General features: G+C 43.5%; 21 protein-coding genes and 1 other annotated feature. Of the genes, 5 read left to right on the top strand and 16 right to left on the bottom strand.

All coding sequences use genetic code 11. The annotated features are described in order from the left end of the window. Nucleotides 1-43: 43 nt before the first annotated feature. The 11 genes from CHY_RS02435 to CHY_RS02395 all read right to left on the bottom strand — a co-directional run bounded on the left by CHY_RS02435 (nt 44) and on the right by CHY_RS02395 (nt 9883). Nucleotides 44-325: a DUF1292 domain-containing protein gene (locus CHY_RS02435; protein ID WP_011343477.1), complete on the bottom strand. Its 282-nt coding sequence runs from the start codon at nt 323-325 to the stop codon at nt 44-46. Nucleotides 326-340: 15 nt separating this feature from the next. Continuing rightward, on the bottom strand, nt 341-757 hold the full coding sequence (ruvX, locus tag CHY_RS02430) for a Holliday junction resolvase RuvX (protein WP_011343476.1): 417 nt from the start codon (nt 755-757) through the stop codon (nt 341-343). Between the two features lie 16 nt (nt 758-773). Further along, entirely contained in the window at nt 774-1727 is a 954-nt protein-coding gene (locus tag CHY_RS02425; RefSeq protein ID WP_011343475.1) for an aldo/keto reductase, read from the bottom strand. A gap of 3 nt (nt 1728-1730) precedes the next feature. Then, nucleotides 1731-1976 carry an IreB family regulatory phosphoprotein gene (locus CHY_RS02420; protein ID WP_075864700.1) on the bottom strand — a complete coding sequence of 82 codons (246 nt, stop codon included), beginning with the start codon at nt 1974-1976 and terminating at the stop codon, nt 1731-1733. A gap of 99 nt (nt 1977-2075) precedes the next feature. Then, nucleotides 2076-2255, bottom strand: coding sequence for a hypothetical protein (locus CHY_RS02415; protein WP_011343473.1), 180 nt, complete (start codon nt 2253-2255; stop codon nt 2076-2078). Between the two features lie 59 nt (nt 2256-2314). Next, nucleotides 2315-4939: an alanine--tRNA ligase gene (alaS, locus tag CHY_RS02410; RefSeq protein ID WP_011343472.1), complete on the bottom strand. Its 2625-nt coding sequence runs from the start codon at nt 4937-4939 to the stop codon at nt 2315-2317. A 38-nt stretch (nt 4940-4977) separates the two neighbouring features. Then, entirely contained in the window at nt 4978-6051 is a 1074-nt protein-coding gene (locus tag CHY_RS02405) for an AI-2E family transporter (RefSeq protein WP_083757234.1), read from the bottom strand. Then, entirely contained in the window at nt 6042-6209 is a 168-nt protein-coding gene (locus tag CHY_RS13105; protein ID WP_011343470.1) for a hypothetical protein, read from the bottom strand. Before CHY_RS13105 ends, CHY_RS02405 begins: the two co-directional genes overlap by 10 nt. Nucleotides 6210-6232: 23 nt before the next feature. Next, the gene (locus tag CHY_RS13295; protein ID WP_011343469.1) at nt 6233-6406 is read right to left on the bottom strand and encodes a hypothetical protein; all 174 of its coding nucleotides are present in this window, start codon (nt 6404-6406) and stop codon (nt 6233-6235) included. A gap of 84 nt (nt 6407-6490) precedes the next feature. After that, on the bottom strand, nt 6491-9268 hold the full coding sequence (gene ileS / locus CHY_RS02400; RefSeq protein ID WP_011343468.1) for an isoleucine--tRNA ligase: 2778 nt from the start codon (nt 9266-9268) through the stop codon (nt 6491-6493). A gap of 82 nt (nt 9269-9350) precedes the next feature. Continuing rightward, nucleotides 9351-9572 (bottom strand) — a binding site (T-box leader). Nucleotides 9573-9577: 5 nt separating this feature from the next. Then, a complete protein-coding gene (locus tag CHY_RS02395) occupies nt 9578-9883 on the bottom strand; it encodes a hypothetical protein (protein ID WP_041537615.1) in 306 nt (101 codons plus the stop codon). Between the two features lie 116 nt (nt 9884-9999). Here CHY_RS02395 and CHY_RS02390 point away from each other — a divergent pair, with 116 nt between their 5' ends. The 5 genes from CHY_RS02390 to CHY_RS02370 all read left to right on the top strand — a co-directional run bounded on the left by CHY_RS02390 (nt 10000) and on the right by CHY_RS02370 (nt 13176). Next, entirely contained in the window at nt 10000-10725 is a 726-nt protein-coding gene (locus CHY_RS02390; protein WP_011343464.1) for a metallophosphoesterase family protein, read from the top strand. Between the two features lie 95 nt (nt 10726-10820). After that, nucleotides 10821-11873, top strand: coding sequence for a hypothetical protein (locus tag CHY_RS02385; RefSeq protein ID WP_011343463.1), 1053 nt, complete (start codon nt 10821-10823; stop codon nt 11871-11873). A gap of 21 nt (nt 11874-11894) precedes the next feature. Next, a complete protein-coding gene (locus CHY_RS02380; protein ID WP_011343462.1) occupies nt 11895-12320 on the top strand; it encodes a hypothetical protein in 426 nt (141 codons plus the stop codon). Nucleotides 12321-12464: 144 nt separating this feature from the next. Continuing rightward, complete coding sequence (locus tag CHY_RS02375) at nt 12465-12653, top strand: hypothetical protein (protein WP_011343461.1); 189 nt, start codon at nt 12465-12467, stop codon at nt 12651-12653. Further along, a complete protein-coding gene (locus CHY_RS02370; protein WP_011343460.1) occupies nt 12625-13176 on the top strand; it encodes a DUF6036 family nucleotidyltransferase in 552 nt (183 codons plus the stop codon). Before CHY_RS02375 ends, CHY_RS02370 begins: the two co-directional genes overlap by 29 nt. Here CHY_RS02370 and cimA read toward each other — a convergent pair. From cimA to CHY_RS02345, 5 genes are read right to left on the bottom strand one after another with little or no spacing between them, the layout of a single operon-like run. After that, the gene (gene cimA, locus CHY_RS02365) at nt 13173-14744 is read right to left on the bottom strand and encodes a citramalate synthase (protein WP_011343459.1); all 1572 of its coding nucleotides are present in this window, start codon (nt 14742-14744) and stop codon (nt 13173-13175) included. The two genes, CHY_RS02370 and cimA, sit on opposite strands and share 4 nt — an antisense overlap. Beyond that, complete coding sequence (gene leuB, locus CHY_RS02360) at nt 14725-15849, bottom strand: 3-isopropylmalate dehydrogenase (protein ID WP_011343458.1); 1125 nt, start codon at nt 15847-15849, stop codon at nt 14725-14727. The genes cimA and leuB overlap by 20 nt, the downstream gene beginning before the upstream one ends. Further along, nucleotides 15818-16306: a 3-isopropylmalate dehydratase small subunit gene (gene leuD / locus CHY_RS02355; protein WP_011343457.1), complete on the bottom strand. Its 489-nt coding sequence runs from the start codon at nt 16304-16306 to the stop codon at nt 15818-15820. Before leuD ends, leuB begins: the two co-directional genes overlap by 32 nt. Further along, nucleotides 16307-17572: a 3-isopropylmalate dehydratase large subunit gene (gene leuC, locus CHY_RS02350; RefSeq protein ID WP_011343456.1), complete on the bottom strand. Its 1266-nt coding sequence runs from the start codon at nt 17570-17572 to the stop codon at nt 16307-16309. It lies immediately after the preceding gene. Then, nucleotides 17572-19101, bottom strand: coding sequence for a 2-isopropylmalate synthase (locus tag CHY_RS02345; protein WP_011343455.1), 1530 nt, complete (start codon nt 19099-19101; stop codon nt 17572-17574). Before CHY_RS02345 ends, leuC begins: the two co-directional genes overlap by 1 nt. Between the last annotated feature and the right edge of the window lie 69 nt (nt 19102-19170).

Here is a 19170-nt window from a genome sequence, read left to right as displayed (position 1 = left end):
TCCTTTTATGCCACAAAAAAAGAAAGCTTTAAAAGCTTTCTTTTTACTCATCTGAACCTTCATCTTCCATTTTTTCGGTCCAGGCATCGGCAACCATTTCCCATTCTTCATCTTCCAGGTCAACTAAAATTTCGTTACCATCCTCGTCCATCTCTAAACGGAGGATCACCGCTTCTTCTTCATCTTCTAACTCTTCTTCGTCTTCCTCCACTGCCGGAACCAAGATTGCGTACTTCTTGCCTTCAACTTCAAGAAGGTCAATGACGGCAAATTCAAATTCATTTTGTTCCTCATCAACGAGGGTAATTACTTCGCCTACTTCCATAGATTCCACCTCTTTCTAATTTTTACTTTTATAATTTAGATAACCCGAAAGGATGAGCGTTGCCGCCAGCTTATCAATTACCTTTTTTCGCTTCCGGCGGCTGATATCTCCGCTTATTAATAGCTTTTCCGCTTCCACGGTAGATAAACGTTCATCCCAAAAAACGGGTTTAATCCCTGTAAATTTGTAAAGCTCCCGGGCAAACCGCTTAACCAGCTCCGCCCGGGGTCCTGCAGTCCCGTTCATATTGCGCGGGTAACCAATAACAACTTCGGTAACATGATGCAGGTCAATGATTTTTTTTATTTCCTCCAAATCTTTTTTTAAGCTTGTCCGGTAAATAACCGTTAATCCTTGAGCCGTAAGGCCAAGTTCATCGGACAGCGCAACCCCAATTTTTTTATCTCCAACATCCAGTCCTAAAACTTTCATCCATCCACCCGCCGGGTTAAATTACTTTGATGGCAAAATGAGGACAGTGAGCACCACAGTATCCGCAAAAAAGGCATTTCTCCTGATTTACCCGCACTTTGCCCTTCGGTCCCAGCGTTAAAGCTTTCTGGGAACAGACTTTAACACAACGTCCACAGCCCTGGCACCAGCTTTCAATATGAAGCTTCCTGGCAGTTTTTTTTAAACTCTCTTCTATCTTACCATCAATTTCACTTTTTTGAAAGTAGTTTATATTAGCAATTACCTCAATTTCCGATTTCATCCCCACAGCAATTGCGGAAAGTTCTTTTATCCCCAGAACGAAGTCAAAAGCTTTTTTAAAATCGCTTCCCAAATGCCCGCCACCTAAAGGCTTCATACCATAAAGCCCTTTACCCATGAGATAAGCTTCAGAAATAGCTGCAAGCATTTCCTCAGCCGTGCCATCGGCAATACCTATGCCGCGGTAATTTATCAGAGGATGAATCACTTCCACGGCAGGATGCATCATTCCCGCCCTTACCCCGGCAATAAAATGAGTAGAAATACCTACTGCCCGAACATAGCCTTTTTCCTTGGCCTTTTGGAGATAAAAAAGGGCCTCTTCATGCCCCTTTAAGGTAAAATACGACTCCTGCTCGTGTAAGAGAAAAATATCTATATAATCCCGCCCCAGGGAAGTTAAAGCTTCCTTAAGGCTTTTCTCCATAGCTTGAGCTGTTGCCGCATACGATTTTGTGGCAATTACCACCTGATCCGGGGGCAAACCTTTTAATGCCCTTCTGATATACGGGTAGGTTTGGTAAAGCTCTGCGGTATCAATAAAATTTACCCCGTTTTCTATAGCAAGGCGTATAAGCCGGGCTCCTTCCTTTAAGGGCAAATTTCTTTGCAGCGGTCCAATTGTTAGAGCTCCAAAGCAAAGCCGCGAAACTTCAATTCCCGTTCTTCCAAGAACCCTTCTTTCCAATTTTTATTCCCTTTCCAAGTACACTTTTAAAAGCTCTTCCAGTAATTCATCCCGTTCAATTTTGCGAATTAAATTCCGGGCGTTTTTATGACTGGTAATGTACGCCGGATCTCCTGATAAAAGGTATCCCACCAGTTGATTTATCGGATTATAACCTTTTTCCTGCAACGCTTCATAAATGGTAAGTAAAAGGGCTTTATGCTTGGTGTTTTTTTCTTTATCAAAACCAAAGCGCATGGTTTTTTCCATATCTTCACCCAATGATAAGCACCCCCTTTTCTGCGCCAAATCTTATATATATTATTCGGCATCTTTAAAGACATTTCCTGTAAACCAAAAAAATTTTCTTTAAGTCCAGAGGTTATCGTTATAGTGGTAATAAAAGACGGTGGTAGTATCTTTTTCGGGCATTTTTCGGTCATAATCCCGGCACACTACCCTAAGACCTTCCTGTTTCAGCCAGACTTTTTCCTGATTGCAGTAACCGTTTATCTGATGCCAGCAGTCGGATTGACAGCGTATTTTCATAAGAAAAGCCCCCCTTTAGGGGAATTTTCCCCAAAAAAGAGGGGTTTATACCGCTAAAGTTATTTTGACTGAACGTAGGCGTCTATTACCTGTAAAGCTTCCTTAACTTTTTCCGGATTCTTTCCGCCCGCCTGGGCCATATCCGGTCTCCCACCACCGCCGCCTCCGGCGATTTTTGCCGCTTCCTTTACCAGTTCACCGGCGTGATATTTATCGGTAAGGTTTTTATCCACGCCCGCCAGGAAGTTCACTTTTCCATCCTTAACCCCCGCTAATAAAACAACGTAATTGGCCAGGGAAGCCTTCACCACATCGTAAGCTTTTCTAAGTCCCTCCATATCGGCCCCATCAATTATGGCCGAAAGAACCTTAACTCCCTTTATCTCCCGTACGGAGTTAAGTAAACTTTTAACTTCAATGGACGCAATTTTTTGCATAAGAGCTTCAATTTCCCGGTCTTTTTCCTTCAGGGTTTTTAAAGTATTGCTTATTTTCTCCGGTAATTCGGCAAAAGTGCATTTATAAGGTTCTGTAGCCTTTTGCAGGGTATCTTCCAAACTTCTTACGTATTCTAAAGCTCCAAGGCCAGTCAGGGCTTCTATGCGCCGTACCCCGGCACCGATACTGCTCTCGCCCAAGATTTTAAAGAAACCTATTACCCCCGTAGAAGAAACATGGGTTCCACCACAGAGTTCTGCGGAAAATTCACCTATTTTAACAACCCGAACGAGGTCGCCGTATTTTTCGTCAAAGAGGGCAATAACTCCTGCTTTGCGCGCTTCATCTAAGGTGGTGTAATCAATTTGCACTAAAAGATTTCGTAAAATTGCCTCATTAACAATATTTTCAATTTTCCGGAGGTCTTCGTCACTAACTCCCTCAAAATGGGTAAAGTCAAAGCGCAACCGTTCCGGAGTAACCAGCGAACCCGCCTGATTTACATGTTCACCCAACACCATTTTTAAGGCTTTGTGGAGCAGGTGGGTGGCGGTATGGTTGCGGGCAGTACTCATGCGGGTGGTTTCATCCACCATCAAAGTGGCTTTATCGCCCACTTTTACACTGCCCTCAACAACTTTAACCTTGTGAAGGATAAAATCACTTAAAGGCTTTTCTACATCCAAAACCGAAAGTTTAAAACCGTCACCTAAAATTTCGCCTTTATCGGCTACCTGTCCACCCCCTTCGGGGTAAAAGGGAGTTACCCGGGTAATAATCTCTCCTTCCTCTTCCGCTGCTAAGCTTTCAACCTTTTGACCGTTTTTAATGATGGCAATTATCTCTGTCGATTCCGAAAGCTTCTCATAGCCGACAAAAGTTACCTCTCCCAGTTCTTCTTTCAATTGTTTTAAGAATGCATCCCTGGTAGATAAATAATCCACATCTTCCCGTGCTTCCCGGGCCCGCCGGCGCTGTTCTTCCATTTGCTGTTTAAAGCCTTCCTCATCAACCGTAAAACCTTTTTCCTCGGCGATCTCCTTGGTTAACTCAATGGGAAAACCGTAAGTATCATAAAGTTTAAAAGCAAGATGTCCGGGAATTTCCTTTTTTCCTTCCTGTGTCAAGCGCTCCATCAGTTCTGCTAACATTGATAGTCCCTGATTAAGAGTTTCCCTGAACTTTTCTTCTTCAAGTTTAATGATTTTTAAAGTATGTTCTGCTTTTTCCCTTAATTCCGGGTACACATCGCCCATCTGCTCTATTACTTTGGCAGCTACTAAGTGTAAAAACGGCTCCTCCCGGTCTAAAAGCCGGCCAAAGCGCAGCGCCCGGCGAAGCAAGCGTCTAATCACATATCCCCGGCCTTCATTGGAAGGAAGGGCTCCATCGGTAATGGCAAAGGTAATTGCCCGGGTATGGTCGGCAATCACCTTTAAAGCCACATCTACCTTTTCATCGTAACCGTATTTGACCCCAAGGATTTGAGCGGCATAATCCATTATTTCCCGGAAAATATCGGTATCAAAGTTGGAAGGTACCCCTTGCAAAACCGACGCCACTCGTTCCAACCCCATGCCGGTATCGATCCCTTTTTGCTCTAAAGGAGTATAGTTCCCCTGTTCATCCCGGAAAAACTGGATAAACACCAGGTTCCAGATTTCCAAAAAGCGACCACAATCACACGCCACACCGCAGTCAGGGCTGCCACAACCCTTTTCTGGGCCCAGGTCAACATAAATTTCCGAACATGGTCCGCAGGGTCCTACCCCAATCTCCCAGAAGTTGGTATCTTTTCCAAGGCGGGTTATACGCTCCGCCGGAACCCCCACCACGTTGTGCCAGATATCAAAAGCCTCATCATCATCCAAATAAATCGTTATGTATAATTTATCTTTGGATATGCCCAAATGTTCGGTAACAAATTCCCAGGCCCAGGTAATCGCTTCTTTCTTAAAATAATCCCCAAAGGAAAAGTTACCAAGCATCTCAAAAAACGTATGGTGGCGGGCAGTCCGTCCTACCGACTCAATGTCGGGAGTCCTGAGACACTTCTGGCAAGTAGTAACTCTCCTTACCTCCGGAACCGCCGCTCCGGTAAAATAAGGCTTAAAAGGCACCATCCCTGCTGCCGTCCACAAAAGACTTGGGTCATTTGCAGGAATAAGGGAAGCACTGGGCAAAATCTTATGACCTTTGCTTTCGAAAAATTTCAAGAACTTTTCCCGGATTTCGCGCGCTAACACAAAATTTCCCCCATTCAAACGGTTTTAACTTTATCTAATTATACTTTACCAAAATTTTTACTGTCAACTTCAAGGCTATTCCCCCGCCAGCGAAAGAGAAAATATAAATTGCGAACAACTGCAGCAACCGGGACTGCTAAAATCATGCCCAAAACCCCTCCTAAATTAAAACCGCAAAGGAGTAAAAAAATAACGGTAAGGGGATGTAATCCAAGGCTATCTCCCAAAATTTTCGGGGCTAAGACGTTTCCTTCTATCTGTTGAATTAAAACTATTGCTAATAAAGTTTTTATAAATAAAACCTTTCCCTTCAAAAGAGCAAGAGCTAAAATGGGAATACTAGCTAAAATTGGTCCAAAATAAGGAACCAACTCCATAATTCCGGCTAATAGCCCCAGGAGAAAACTGTAAGGTATCTTTAATATATAAAGAATTAAACCGGTTAGTATACCCACCGTTAGGCAAATTAACAAATGGCCTTTGATAAAACGCCCAAAAACGTGGTCACAGACCTTAAGAAAAATAATCGCTTCATCCCGGAAATCAACGGGTAAATAACCCAGAATATTTTTTTTTAAATTATGGACATCTTTTAAAATATAATAGGCAAGAATCGGAGCTAAAAGAAAATCAAAAAGATGGGAAGATATTCCCCACAGGGTAGCTAAAAGGCTCTTTAAAATCCCCGCTACGCTTTTTTCTAAAGAATCTATTTGGATTAGAAGGCTCTTTTTTATTTCCGGGGGAAGACTACCCCGGTCAATTCCCGCCTGCTGTCGATCCAAAAACTCCTGCACTTGATTCAAGTAACCCGGAAGAACAGCTATTAACTCATTGATTTGCTTTATAAAAGACGGCAGAAAAAATTTTGTAATAAGAAAAATCATTATACCCAGCACCAGGTAAAGTAGAAATATACCAAAGCCCCGATTAATTTTTTTTCGTTCAAGCCATTCTACCGGCCAGTGCAAAAGATAAGCTAAAAATCCCGCTAAAATAAAAGGGAAAAAAACTGCCCTTATCCGATAAAAAAAGATAAGGGCAACAACAATCCCTGCTACTCTTAGAAAGAAATAAAGAAATTTTGGGAACACTCTCTCACCTATTTCCATAAATCGGTCAAATCATCATACAACCGCATTAATTTCTTACGGGCTTTAGTGCCTTCCCGCATAAGCTTCCGGCCCTCCCGCCGGTTGGCTACCGATGCCAGCAATGTCATACCCAAAAGGCTTCCGGCTAAAAGGCCACTCCAAAAATTCCGCCGCATAATGCTACCTCCCTTGCTCCCTTTTAGTACAGTTGCTGATTGTAAGGATCAAAGGCCATGAGGCTTCCATCCTCGCCCAATTCAAAAATTTGCACCCCTTCTTTATTTATCCGGTATTCAACACAACAATTCCAGCAAAAATACTGGTCGGTTCCCACCTTTCCGGTAGCCCGTCCACCACAAATCGGACAATTCATCGTATCCCCTCCGCACCGCGGTAATTTTATTGGTAGTATTACCGCAAAACAAAATTTTCATACCTATAGACAAAAAACCGCCCGCTACAGCGGACGGTTTTTTAACTCGTGCAGGACTCCAGCACAGCGCGGACAGGTATCCGGAAATTCCGGATCCAATCCCACTTCAGGGGAATACATCCAGCAACGCTGGCACTTTTCTCCTAAAGCTTTGTTCACCACAACTTCTAAAGGTAATTCACCGTTTTCTCCGGTAACTTCCTCGTTTTGAATATCAACCTGGGAAACAATGAAAATTTCCGGCCACATATTTACCCGCTCTACTAAAAAGTCGTAAAGTTCGCCCGAAGCCTTTAAAGTTACCCAGGCATCAAGACTGTGGCCTATTAACTTTTCCTGCCGGGCAATTTCTAAAGCTTTTAAGACTTTAGCTCGAACCTCTAAGATTTTATCCCAGGTCTCTTCTAAAGTTAAATCCAGATATCTCTCTTCAACTTTCGGCATGTCTAAAAGCTGCACCGACTCTTTTTTGCCTTTGGCCGGGAAATGGCGATAGGCTTCTTCGGTGGTAAAAGCCAAAATCGGTGTCAGTAGCCGTAAAAGGCTATCAAGGATTTCATACAGCACCGTCTGGGCTGAACGGCGTTTTTCGCTATCCGGCAGTTCAACATAAAGTCTGTCTTTAATAATATCTAAATAAATTGCGCTCATATCGACCGTACAGAAGTTATGAACCGCATGGAATACTACGTGAAACTCATAATCCCGATAAGCTCTTACCACCCGGGCAATTAAGCGATGGAGCTTGGCAAGGGCCCAGCGGTCAATTTCTAACAGCCGCTCATAAGGTACCCGGTGTTTTTCATGGTCGTAATCATAGAGGTTCCCCAGTAAGAACCGAATGGTATTTCTAATCTTCCGGTAGCCTTCGGCGGTCTGTTTTAAAATGTTATTGGAAATTGCTAAGTCGGAGCGGTAATCAGCCGATGCCACCCAGAGCCGCAAAATATCCGCTCCCAGTTCTTTAATAACTTTCAGGGGATCTACCACATTGCCTAAAGACTTGGACATTTTCCTCCCCTTTTCGTCCACCAAAAAGCCATGGGTTAAAACCGCTTTATAAGGTGCCATCCCTCTGGTAGCAACGGCAGTAGAAAGGGAAGAGTTAAACCAGCCCCGGTGCTGGTCCGAACCCTCTAAATAAAGGTCAGCCGGCCAGCGCAAATCCGGCCAGTATTCCGGCTGCTCTAAAACCGCCGCATGGCTGGAACCGGAATCAAACCAGACGTCCATGATATCGGTTTCCTTACGGAATTTCACCCCTCCACAATGGGGACATCTAAAACCATCGGGGAGAATTTCCCCGGCCTCGTATTTCCACCAGGCATCGCTTCCCTCGACGCGGAATAAATCGGAAACCGCTTTGATGCTTTCATCGGTAATAATTTCCTTGCCGCAGGCTTCACAGTAAAAAATCGGTATCGGCACGCCCCAGGTTCTTTGCCGGGAAATACACCAATCACCCCGGTCGCGCACCATGTTGTAAATCCTATCTTTACCCCAGGCAGGGATCCATTCGACCTTTTCAATTTCTTTTAAAGCCTGTTCTCTAAAGCCATCAATGGAAGCAAACCACTGCTCGGTAGCCCTAAAAATCACCGGGTTTTTACACCGCCAGCAGTGGGGATATGAGTGCTTAATAAACGACATTGCCAGTAAATCTCCGGAAGCTTCTAAATCCTGGGTAATGGCTTTGTTGCCATCATCAATTTTCATCCCCGCATATTTTCCCGCACCTTCGGTAAAAACTCCCTGGTGGTTTACCGGTGAAAGCACCGGAAGGTTATATTTTTTCCCGGTTTCGAAGTCTTCGGTACCATGGCCTGGCGCGGTATGGACAAGACCGGTACCGGATTCCAGGGTAACATAATCAGCTAATACCACCGGAGATTCCCGCTCGATAAACGGATGCCGGGTCACTACTCCCAACAGCTCTTCCCCTTTAAAACGGGCAACTATTTCTCCGGTGAGTTTTGTTGCCTCAAAAAATTGCTGAACTAACCCCTCGGCTACCACATAATCACCTTTTTCGGTTTTAACCAAAGCATAAGTAAATTCCGGGTGGACGGCAATGGCCACGTTAGCCGGAAGGGTCCAGGGTGTGGTAGTCCAGATTACTAGATAAGCATCTTCCGGCACTTTTCCCTTACCCTCTACCACCTTAAAGCGCACATAAATAGACGGTGATTTTTTCTCAGCATACTCGATTTCCGCTTCCGCTAAAGCGGTCTCACAAACCGGACACCAGTAAACCGGTTTTAAACCTTTATAAATATAACCTTTTTTCGCCATTTCCCCGAAAATTTCAATTTGCTTGGCCTCGTAGTGGGGCATAAGGGTAAGATAGGGATTTTCCCAGTCTCCCCGTACCCCGAGGCGTTTAAACTGTTCCTTTTGGATCCGAGCATATTTTTCCGCATACTCCCGGCATTTAGCCCGAAACTCTAAGGGACTTATTTCCTTACGGTTAATCCCAAGATCTTTTATGGCCCGCTGTTCAATGGGAAGCCCGTGGGTATCCCAGCCCGGCACATACGGTGCATCATAACCATCCATACTTTTAAATTTCACAATCATATCTTTTAAGACTTTATTTAAAACATGGCCCATATGAATATCGCCATTGGCATAGGGAGGACCATCGTGCAGGATAAACTTCGGACGCCCTTCATTTTTTTGCTGTACCTTCCGGTAAAGGTCAATTTTTTGCCAGTAAGCCAAAATTTCCGGTTCCCGTTCCGGAAGATTTCCCCGCATTGGAAAATCGGTAACGGGAAGATTTAAGGTTTTTCCGTAGTCCATTTCCTCTATCCTCTCCTTTATGGCATAAATTTTATTATTAAGCGCTTGTAACCCAAATAAAAAATCCCTTAACCCAAAAAGGTTAAGGGACGGCTTTACACCGCGGTACCACCCAAATTACCGGAAAAATCCGGTCACTTCGTTAAAATAACGGCACAGGCGCCGGGCAAACCTACTGGGCTTTTCGCCTTTGGGTCGCCTCCTCCCGGGGGATTTTCGCCAAAGCCACGACCGCCGGGCTTCCACCCTCCCCGGCTCGCTTGGGGCCTTGAGCCTTGCTACTCGTCCCGTTCACAGGATTTTTCTAATTTAGTTAAACTCATATGATATTATATGGTCAAATATTAGATTCGTCAATAATGGACCCCTAAAAGAACTAATGGTAGTACCATCAAGTAAATTATCTTCTCCTTCTCTTACCAACACCAATAAATCTTCTGCCAGAAAAAAAGAAAATCTGCCCCCTATTCCCATCCCTCGTTTTAATAAGATAATGTTTTTACCTAACGGATTTACAAAGCCCGGTTCTTCTTCAAGAGACAACTTTTCTTTTATTTTCTTCCAAATTAAGGTCGTTTCTTCTTCTTCCATTACAAAAAATAATGCTTCAATCACGGTAAATTCCCCTTCGTTAAGAAAATTTAATTAACTAAATTTTAACTTAATTTTTTTTAAAATTAAAGTAGTCCTGGTATACTAAGAAAGTAGTCTACAAAAACGAGGTGTAAGTTATGCTATTAGCTTTTATCGGCGATATCCATGGTAACCTGCCAGCTTTAAAAGAAGTCCTGGCCGATGCCGAAATGAATAAAGTGGAAAAAATCTACCACACCGGCGACCTTATCGGTTACGGCCCTTATCCCAACGAAGTTATTGAACTTATCCGGGATAAAAATATTGAAGGAGTTCTTGGCAATTACGATGACGGTGCTGCCAATAAAAAGCCAACCTGTGGTTGCGATTATAAAACGGCCAAGGAACACGAAATTGGGGCAAAATCTTTGGCATTTACCGTCAAAAGCCTGTTGCCGGAAAATAGAGAATACCTCAAAAAACTACCAAATACTATTAAGTTTGTCATTCATGGCAAAAACTTTCTCCTATTTCACGGCTCTCCCGAGCGGTTAAACGAGTATTTAACACCGGATCTTTTCCCCGGCCGGTTTAATAAACTTATTGAAGATTACCCGGATATCGATGTTTTTGTTTTCGGACACACCCATTATCCTTTTTATTTCCTCCACCAGGGACGGCATTTTTTAAACCCCGGCTCCCTCGGTAAACCCAAAACCAAAGACCCCCGGGCCGTTTACGCCCAGGTAGAAGTTACTTATGATAAACTTACGGTAAATTTTCGCCCGATTCCCTATCCGTATGATATAACCGCTGCTGCAATCAGAAAAAAAGGCCTACCCGAAGAACTGGCTCAGATTGTTTCAGGAAACATTCCTTTTTAAGTAAAAACCGATTTTCCCTTGAAAACCTCTCTTTTCTCTCGTTATTTCCCTTTTGCCCCAGTTTTGTTTATAATTAAAATTATGGGGTGATTTTTTTGAATCAGATATTTTTATACCGTCTTTTTGATATCGCGGAAGAGATAAACCTTGCCAAAGCCGAAGAAATCCTGAGTGAAAAAAGGCCTTTTCGGTTAAAGCTTAAAAAAATTCCGCCCAAAGCCATTCACATAGAAGAACCACCATTAATCTTCGAATATTCTACCGGTTTTTATTTCTTTAATGGTAAAACTTTACAGACCAAAATAGCGGGAAAAATTTTCGCCTGGGGTGTCTTAAGTTTAAACTTAAGTTTGGACCTTAAAGATTTAAACCATGATGAGTTTTTAGAACTGATGGTTTACTTAAACAATACTGAAGAATTTGACGGACTTTTTAAAAAAGAAGTGAAGTTTTTAAAAGACCTTTTAACTCCTGCTTTAATTAAACCTTCGCCAGAACTTTTTGAAGAAGATTTCCTGATTTTTTTTACAAACGAAAAACCAAATTACGATCCAGTTCCGCTTCTTTTAGGAGAAAAAGAACCTATATCCTCCACAACCCGGGCGGAAATTTTAAACAACCGCTTTTCCTATGCCGACACCGATATGACCATAATTACCTGGGATGCAGCCTTCGTCTATGACGCCAATGGCAATATGGATGTTATTGACCTTTTAGAGTTTGCCGTCTCTCAGCTCTTAGAGCTTCGTTACTATGATAGCTTACTAACAAAAGCAATTAACGAAATGTACCAGGATATCGACCAGGCCGAAGAAGAACGGGGCTACAAAAAGCTTGGTAAGTACCGAACAATAATGAAACGCCTGCTAAAAACCGTAGCCGATATCACCGAAATTACCGAGCGGGTGCAAAATGCTTTAAAAGTTACCGAAGATGTCTTTTACGCCCGGGTCTATTCCCAGGCTTTACGGATTTTCCGAACCAACATCTGGGCTGAGCAAATTCGTCATAAATTAAATGTCCTGGAGCGAAGCTACTCCATGCTGTCCGAAGAAGTGGTCACCAGCCGCTTTTTAGCGTTAGAGATTACCATTGTTTTACTGATACTTTTAGAATTTATTTTGGCGCTCTTACCTTATTTTAAGTAGTTTACCTGAGGAGGCCAAATCATGGAAAAATTCACTGACAAAATTCTTTGGGCAATAGCTGGTTTGATTGCAGCATTATATGTGACCGATAATGATTTTCTCTTTCTCGGCACGCCAAAAATTATCGCACTCGCCAAAACCATTTTAATTACTTATCTGCCGAGCCTTATTCTTTTAACTCTCCTGGCAAGTTTACTGGTAAATCGCTTTAACCTTCATCCCCTTTTAATCCTGCTTATATACGGGGCCCCTTCCTTTTTAAGATTAAATGGCTTTATTGGGGTAATTGTGACAAAAATTTTACCTATGGCAGCAAAATTTGCCCCTGAATTAAAGCCGGATTTAGTTGAACGCGCTCTGGTAAAAGGTATCACTTTGGCTGCAGTCACCGCTGTGGGAATTGTCTGGTCAAATTATGACCGAAAAAGAAAAAAAAGCCGGCGTTAAAAGGATTTTTAGGGTCGTTATTTTAATGTAATCCTTAGCCGCCGGAAGGCTGGTAGAAACTTACCACGGTTACCAAAAATATCTGTAAAAACCCCATATTTACATTATCTGGTATTTTAGCTATAATTACTTCAGGGGGTTACTATGAAATCCAATTTCCAAGCTCAGCTAGAATTCATTTTTGCAAAAATAAAAAACGATTCTCGACCATTATCGCCGACGGCAAATCTCTCCTTTAAAGAAAAGTTATTAATTATTGAAAAAATTAACGAAACGATTTTGACCTTGAAAAAGGGTGAAATAGGTGATTCAAAGTTTAAAGAAAATAACTAACATCTTTGAAAAAGAAAAGATTCGTTATTGCCTAATCGGGGGATTGGCCGTTTCTTTTTATGCTGAACCAAGAAGCACTTTTGATATTGACATCTTAGCCCTTTGGCCCGAACCCCAGGAAATTTTTTTTGATATCCTTGAAAGAAATTCAGTAAAATTTAACTATATAAAATCATCTTTAGCAGATCCCGTAGGAGACATAATTAAAGCTGTAATTGATAATGTGAGTATTGACATAATTATGGCACGCTTCCCTCATGAAATCGATTTCGTAAATAATGCTATAGAAGTAACCATTGAGGAAAAAGAGAAATTTAAAATAATTAGCCTTTATGATTTAATTGCTCAAAAACTCTTAGCTGGAGGACCTAAAGATTTATTTGATGTAGCAATGCTTTTAAAATATAACCAAAAAAATATCTCATTAGATTCCCTTAAGTTACACCTGCAAAAATATAAAATAAATCTCGAACCCTTTTTAAAGTTTATAAGCATTTATGAAAAAGACAAGGGACTGTTTTAAGAAACAGTCCCTTCATTGTTATTGATTAAAAAGTAAATCAAGCTGTCGGTCAGGGCTTTTAAACTGGCTTCAATGATATTGGTGGAAACTCCCACGGTGTTGATACTTTTCTCGCCAGCTGACGATTCAATTAACACCCGCACCACCGCCTCCGTCCCGGCTTTTTCGTTTAAGACCCGGACCTTATAGTCGGTAAGCTTAAGCTCCGAAAGATTGGGGTATATTTCTAAAAGAGCTTTCCTTAAGGCATTATCTAAAGCGTTAACCGGACCGTTGCCATCGGAAGCGGTATGAATGGTGGTATCCCCCACCCGGACTTTAACCACCGCTTCGGATAAGACCCGGCCATCTTCCTTGATTTCAATGATCAGCTTGGAGTTGTCAATTTTAAACGGTTCCGAAAGCTTTCCCGTAACTTTTCGAACCAAAAGCTCCAAAGAAGCTTCGGCCCCTTCAAACTGGTAGCCCTGGTGCTCCATCGCCTTAATTGCCGCCACCAGTTCTTTACCATAGGTTTTTACCTCTTCTTCCGATAGCCCCAGGTTCTCACTGTTAAAAAGAAGGTTTGAAACTCCGGCTTGGTCGGAAATGGAAACTTTCCGGTGGTTGCCTACCAGTTCCGGCGGAATATGCTCATAAGTACCCTTATCCTTTAAGAGCGCACTGGCATGAACCCCGCCTTTATGGGTAAAGGCGCTCTGCCCGGTATACGGCTGATAGGGATTGGGATGGAGGTTGGCTATCTCCGATACATAACGGGAAAGCCGGGTCAGGTTTTTTAAATTATCCTGACAATTTACCTCCACTCCCATTTTTAAAATAAGGTTAGGAATTACGGAACAGAGGTTGGCATTACCGCACCGTTCTCCATAGCCGTTAATCGTCCCCTGAACCATAGTAGCTCCCGTTTCCACCGCTATTAAACTGTTGGCCACCGCCAGTTCCGAATCGTTATGAGCGTGAATACCGATACGGGGGTGAATTTTTAAAGCTGCTTCCACCCCGGCCCGAATCTCTTTGGGCAAACTTCCACCGTTGGTATCACATAATACTATGAAATCGGCTCCAGCCCTGGCGGCCTGTTCGATAACTTTGAGAGCATACTCGGGATTATTTTTAAAACCGTCAAAAAAATGTTCCGCATCAAAAACCACTTCCCGCCCAACCTCTTTTAAAAAGGCAACCGTTTCGTACACCATTAAAAGGTTGTTTTCCAGGGTTGTAGCCAGAGCACTCTCTACATGCAAGTCCCATGATTTACCAAATACCGTAACTACCGGGGCTTCACTTTTTATCAGGTTCAGAAGGTTAGGGTCGTCCTTAACTTTTAGCCTTGGATGGCGGGTTGAACCAAAAGCCGCAAGCTTAGTTTTATTAAAATCAAGCTTTTTGGCTTCCTGGAAAAACTCTAAATCTTTAGGATTTGCTCCCGGCCACCCACCTTCTAAATAATCAATGCCAAAGGCAATTAATTTCCTGGCAATTTTTAATTTATCGGAAACGGTATAATTTATCCCTTCCGCCTGAGCTCCATCCCTTAAAGTAGTATCATAAAGGTAAACCTTCATCATAAACCCCACCTAAGATTTCTTCCGCTACTAAATCACCCATTTCTTCACAGGTAACTAACGTAGTACCCGGCTCCAAAATATCACCCGTCCGGTAACCTTTTTGTAATACTGCTTTTACCGCTTTTTCAATAAGTAACGCTTCTTCCGGGCAGTCTAAACTGTATCTTAACATCATCCCGGCGGATAAAATTGTCGCCAGGGGGTTAGCTTTGTTTTGTCCGGCAATATCCGGTGCCGAACCGTGGATCGGCTCATATAACCCAAACTTTCCGTTTAAGCTGGCCGAGGGTAAAAGGCCAATGGAACCGGCCAAAACCGAGCCTTCATCGGTTAAAATATCCCCAAACATGTTTTCGGTAACGATTACATCAAACTGCCGGGGATTCCTTATAAGCTGCATTGCACAGTTATCAACATACATGTAGGAAAGCTCAACATCCGGATACTCTTTTTTAATCTCCCCGGTTATCTCCCGCCAAAAACGGGAGCTTTCTAAAACATTGGCTTTATCCACCAAAGTAAGTTTACCTCTTCGTTTTTGCGCTAACTCAAAACCAAGTCTTACTACCCTTTCCACTTCTTTTTCGGTATAAATCAAGGTATCAATTACCGCTTGTTCCCCTTGCTCGGTAGTGAACCGCTTCTTCTCGCCAAAATAAAGACCTCCCGTTAACTCCCGGACCATTAAAATATCCACACCCTCAATTATGTCCGGCTTTAAAGGGGAAGCATTTTTCAGCTCCGGAAAAAACATTACCGGCCGCAGGTTGGCATACAGGTCAAATACTTTGCGAATTTTTAAAAGCCCTCCCAATTCGGGCCGAATTTCCGGCGGCAAATTATCCCACTTGGGCCCCCCTACAGCCCCTAACAAAATAGCATCACATTGTTTTCCAAGTTCCACCGTTTCTTCGGGAAGGGGCACTCCCCTTTCGTCGATGGCCGCTCCCCCGATTAAACCGTACTGAAAATTAAAAGTAATGCCCTTTTTCTCCCCTAACGCTTTTAAAACCTTCACCGCTTCCTTAATTATCTCCGGTCCAATACCATCCCCCGGCAGCACCAAAATTTTAAACGGTCCCTTGCAGCTTCTCCCGGACATAGTTAATAAGTCCTCCTTTGGCAATAATATTCTGCATAAACTCCGGTATGGGTTTGGCAAAGTAGCTTTCGCCGGTAGTAAGATTTTTTATTTCTCCGGTATCGTAATTGATGGAAAGTTCATCTCCATCGCGAATTTTTTCCGCCGCTTCCGGACATTCCAAAATTTTTAACCCAATATTAAAACTATTCCGGTAAAAAATCCGGGCAAAGGATTTGGCAATTACCGCTTCGATCCCCAGAGCTTTGATCGCAATAGGAGCATGCTCCCGGGAACTACCGCAGCCAAAGTTTTTCCCGGCAACGATCACATCCCCGGGGCGAGCTTTTTTGGAAAACTCCGGATCCGCATCCTCCATGCAGTGTTTGGCTAATTCCAAAGGATCAGAAGTATTAAGATACCTTGCCGGAATAATTACATCGGTATCAATGTCATCGCCAAATTTAAAAGCACGCATTTACCGCACCTCCTCGGGATGAACGATTTTTCCGGCAATGGCTGAAGCTGCTGCTACCGCCGGTCCCGCCAGGTAAACTTCCGATTCTACATGCCCCATCCTGCCCACAAAATTGCGGTTGGTAGTAGCAACCGCTCTCTCTCCCTTGGCTAAAATCCCCATGTGGCCGCCCAGGCAGGGGCCACAGGTAGGAGTGGAAACCGCCGCCCCCGCTTCAAGGAAAATATCTATAAGTCCTTCCTTAAGGGCCTGCCGGTAAACCGACTGGGATCCGGGAATAATAATGCACCGCACATAATCCTTTACTTTTTTACCTTTTAAGATCGCCGCCGCCACCCGTAAATCCTCAATTCGGCCGTTGGTGCACGAACCAATTACCACCTGATCAATGTCCTTGCCGGATACCTCCTTTACCGGCACGGCATTTTCCGGAAGATGGGGAAGAGCTACCTGCGGTTCGATTTCTTCCACGTTAATTTCGTAAACCGCTTCGTATCTGGCATCGGGATCGCTGGCAAAAACCTTAAACTCCCGTTTTGCCCGGCCTTTTACATATTCCAGGGTAAGCTCATCCACCGGAAAGATGCCGTTTTTTGCTCCCGCTTCTATAGCCATATTGGCCATGGTTAACCGTCCTTCAACCGAAATAAGCTTTAAAGCCGAACCGGCGAACTCCATCGCTTTATATAACGCCCCGTCAACACCAATCTGCCCGATTATAAACAGAATGATATCTTTGGCGGAAACGTAAGGTAAAAGCTTTTCCCCGTAAAGGTAAAACTTAATGCTTTCCGGAACTTTAAACCAGGTTTCCCCGAGGGCCATCGCCGCCGCAAGGTCAGTTGAACCTACCCCGGTAGCAAAAGCCCCCAGCCCCCCGTAAGTACAGGTATGGGAATCGGCACCGATAATCACCTCTCCCGGCAATACCAACCCTTCTTCCGGCAGAAGCACATGCTCAATTCCCATTTTACCCACTTCAAAATAATAGGTTAGGTTTTGCTCTTTAGCAAAATCCCGCAAAATTTTGGCCTGTTCGGCACTTTTAATGTCTTTATTGGGGGTAAAATGGTCGGGCACCAAATAAACCCTGTCCCGGTCAAAAACCGAGTCCACTCCAATTTTTTTAAACTCGCTTATCGCTACCGGTCCGGTTATGTCGTTGGCTAAAACCGCATCTACCTTGCAGGAAATTAATTCTCCCGGTTCAACAAGCTCTTTTCCGGCATGATAGGCAAGAATTTTCTCGGTCATCGTCATCCCCATTACTGCTTCTCCCCTTTCGCCTGGTAATCAAAAAGTAATTTATTGATACCATTTAAATAAGCCTTGGCCGATGCTTCTAAAATATCGGTGGAAACTCCGCGACCGGTGACAATTTTCCCGAGGCCATTTTTTAGTTTTACCACTACTTCTCCCAGGGCATCTTCGCCAGAAGTTACGGCATTAATTGAATATTGCTCTAAAACCGGAGTTAAACCGGTTATTTTATTGATAGCTTTATAAATGGCATCCACCGGTCCATCGCCGGTGGCGGCGTCTTCTAATTTTTCCCCTTCCTTGATTAAGCCCACCGTGGCCGTGGGAATAATCGTTGAACCGGTAGAAATATGGAAATAATCCAGGGTGTAAGTTTCGGGAACTTTTCTTATTTCTTCTTCCATCATTGCTTCTAAATCCTGATCGGTAACTTCTTTTTTCTTATCGGCTAAAGCTTTAAATTTAACAAAAGCCTCATTCAACTGCTCTTCGGTTAATTCATAACCAAGCTCTAATAACCTCTCCTTTAACGCATGTCTTCCCGAATGTTTACCCAGTACCAGACGGGATTCGGGAATACCCACCAGCCTGGGATTCATTATTTCATAAGTAGTTCTTTCCTTTAAAACCCCATCCTGGTGAATCCCCGATTCGTGGGAAAAGGCATTTTTCCCTACAATCGCTTTGTTGGGCTGTACCGGCATCCCGGTTAAATTGCTAACGAGCTTACTGGTCCGGTAAATCTCCTCGGTTTTAATGCCGGTATAAAAAGGCAATACATCTTTGCGGGTATAAAGAGCCATTACAATCTCCTCTAAGGAACAGTTTCCAGCCCGTTCACCAATTCCGTTAATGGTACATTCCACCTGCCGGGCGCCGTTTTTGATGGCAGCTAAACTATTGGCCACCGCAAGGCCCAAATCATCATGACAGTGAACGCTTAACACCGCCCGGTCCATTACCGGAACTTTTTCTAAAATTTTGCAAATAAACTCCCCAAACTCTTCCGGTTCGGCATAGCCAACGGTATCGGGAATGTTTATGGTAGTAGCTCCCGCTTTTACCGCCGCTTCCACCACCCGGCACAAAAAGTCCAGGTCACTTCTTGAAGCATCTTCCGCCGAAAACTCCACATCGGCGGTAAATTTTTTAGCAAGTTTGACCGCTGCTACCGCCCGTTCCACTACCGTTTCCCGGTCCATTTTCAGCTTATATTTCAAATGAATATCGGAAGTGGCAATAAAAGTATGAATCCGGGGACTTTCCGCATCTTTAATGGCGTCCCAGGCCGTTTCTATATCCAAAGCCGAAGCCCGGGCCAGGGCAGCCACTACCACCCCTTTTACTTCCCGGGCAATTAAGGAAACGGCTTCCTTATCTCCGGGAGAAGTTATAGGAAAACCTGCCTCTATAACATCAACGCCCAGCTTTTGTAACTGCCGGGCGATTTGCAATTTCTCCATAGCATTTAAACTAACTCCTGGCGACTGTTCCCCATCCCTTAACGTCGTATCAAAAATCCTAACCCTTTCCATTTACCTCACCACACTTTAAATGTTTTTTCGTTTTATTCTAACCTCTAATTTCCAACTTCAAACTTCAAG

It is taken from the genome of Carboxydothermus hydrogenoformans Z-2901, from assembly GCF_000012865.1.
In the GTDB taxonomy this organism is placed as follows: Bacteria; Bacillota; Z-2901; order Carboxydothermales; family Carboxydothermaceae; genus Carboxydothermus; species Carboxydothermus hydrogenoformans.
This window is presented reverse-complemented; position numbering and strand designations above follow the sequence as displayed.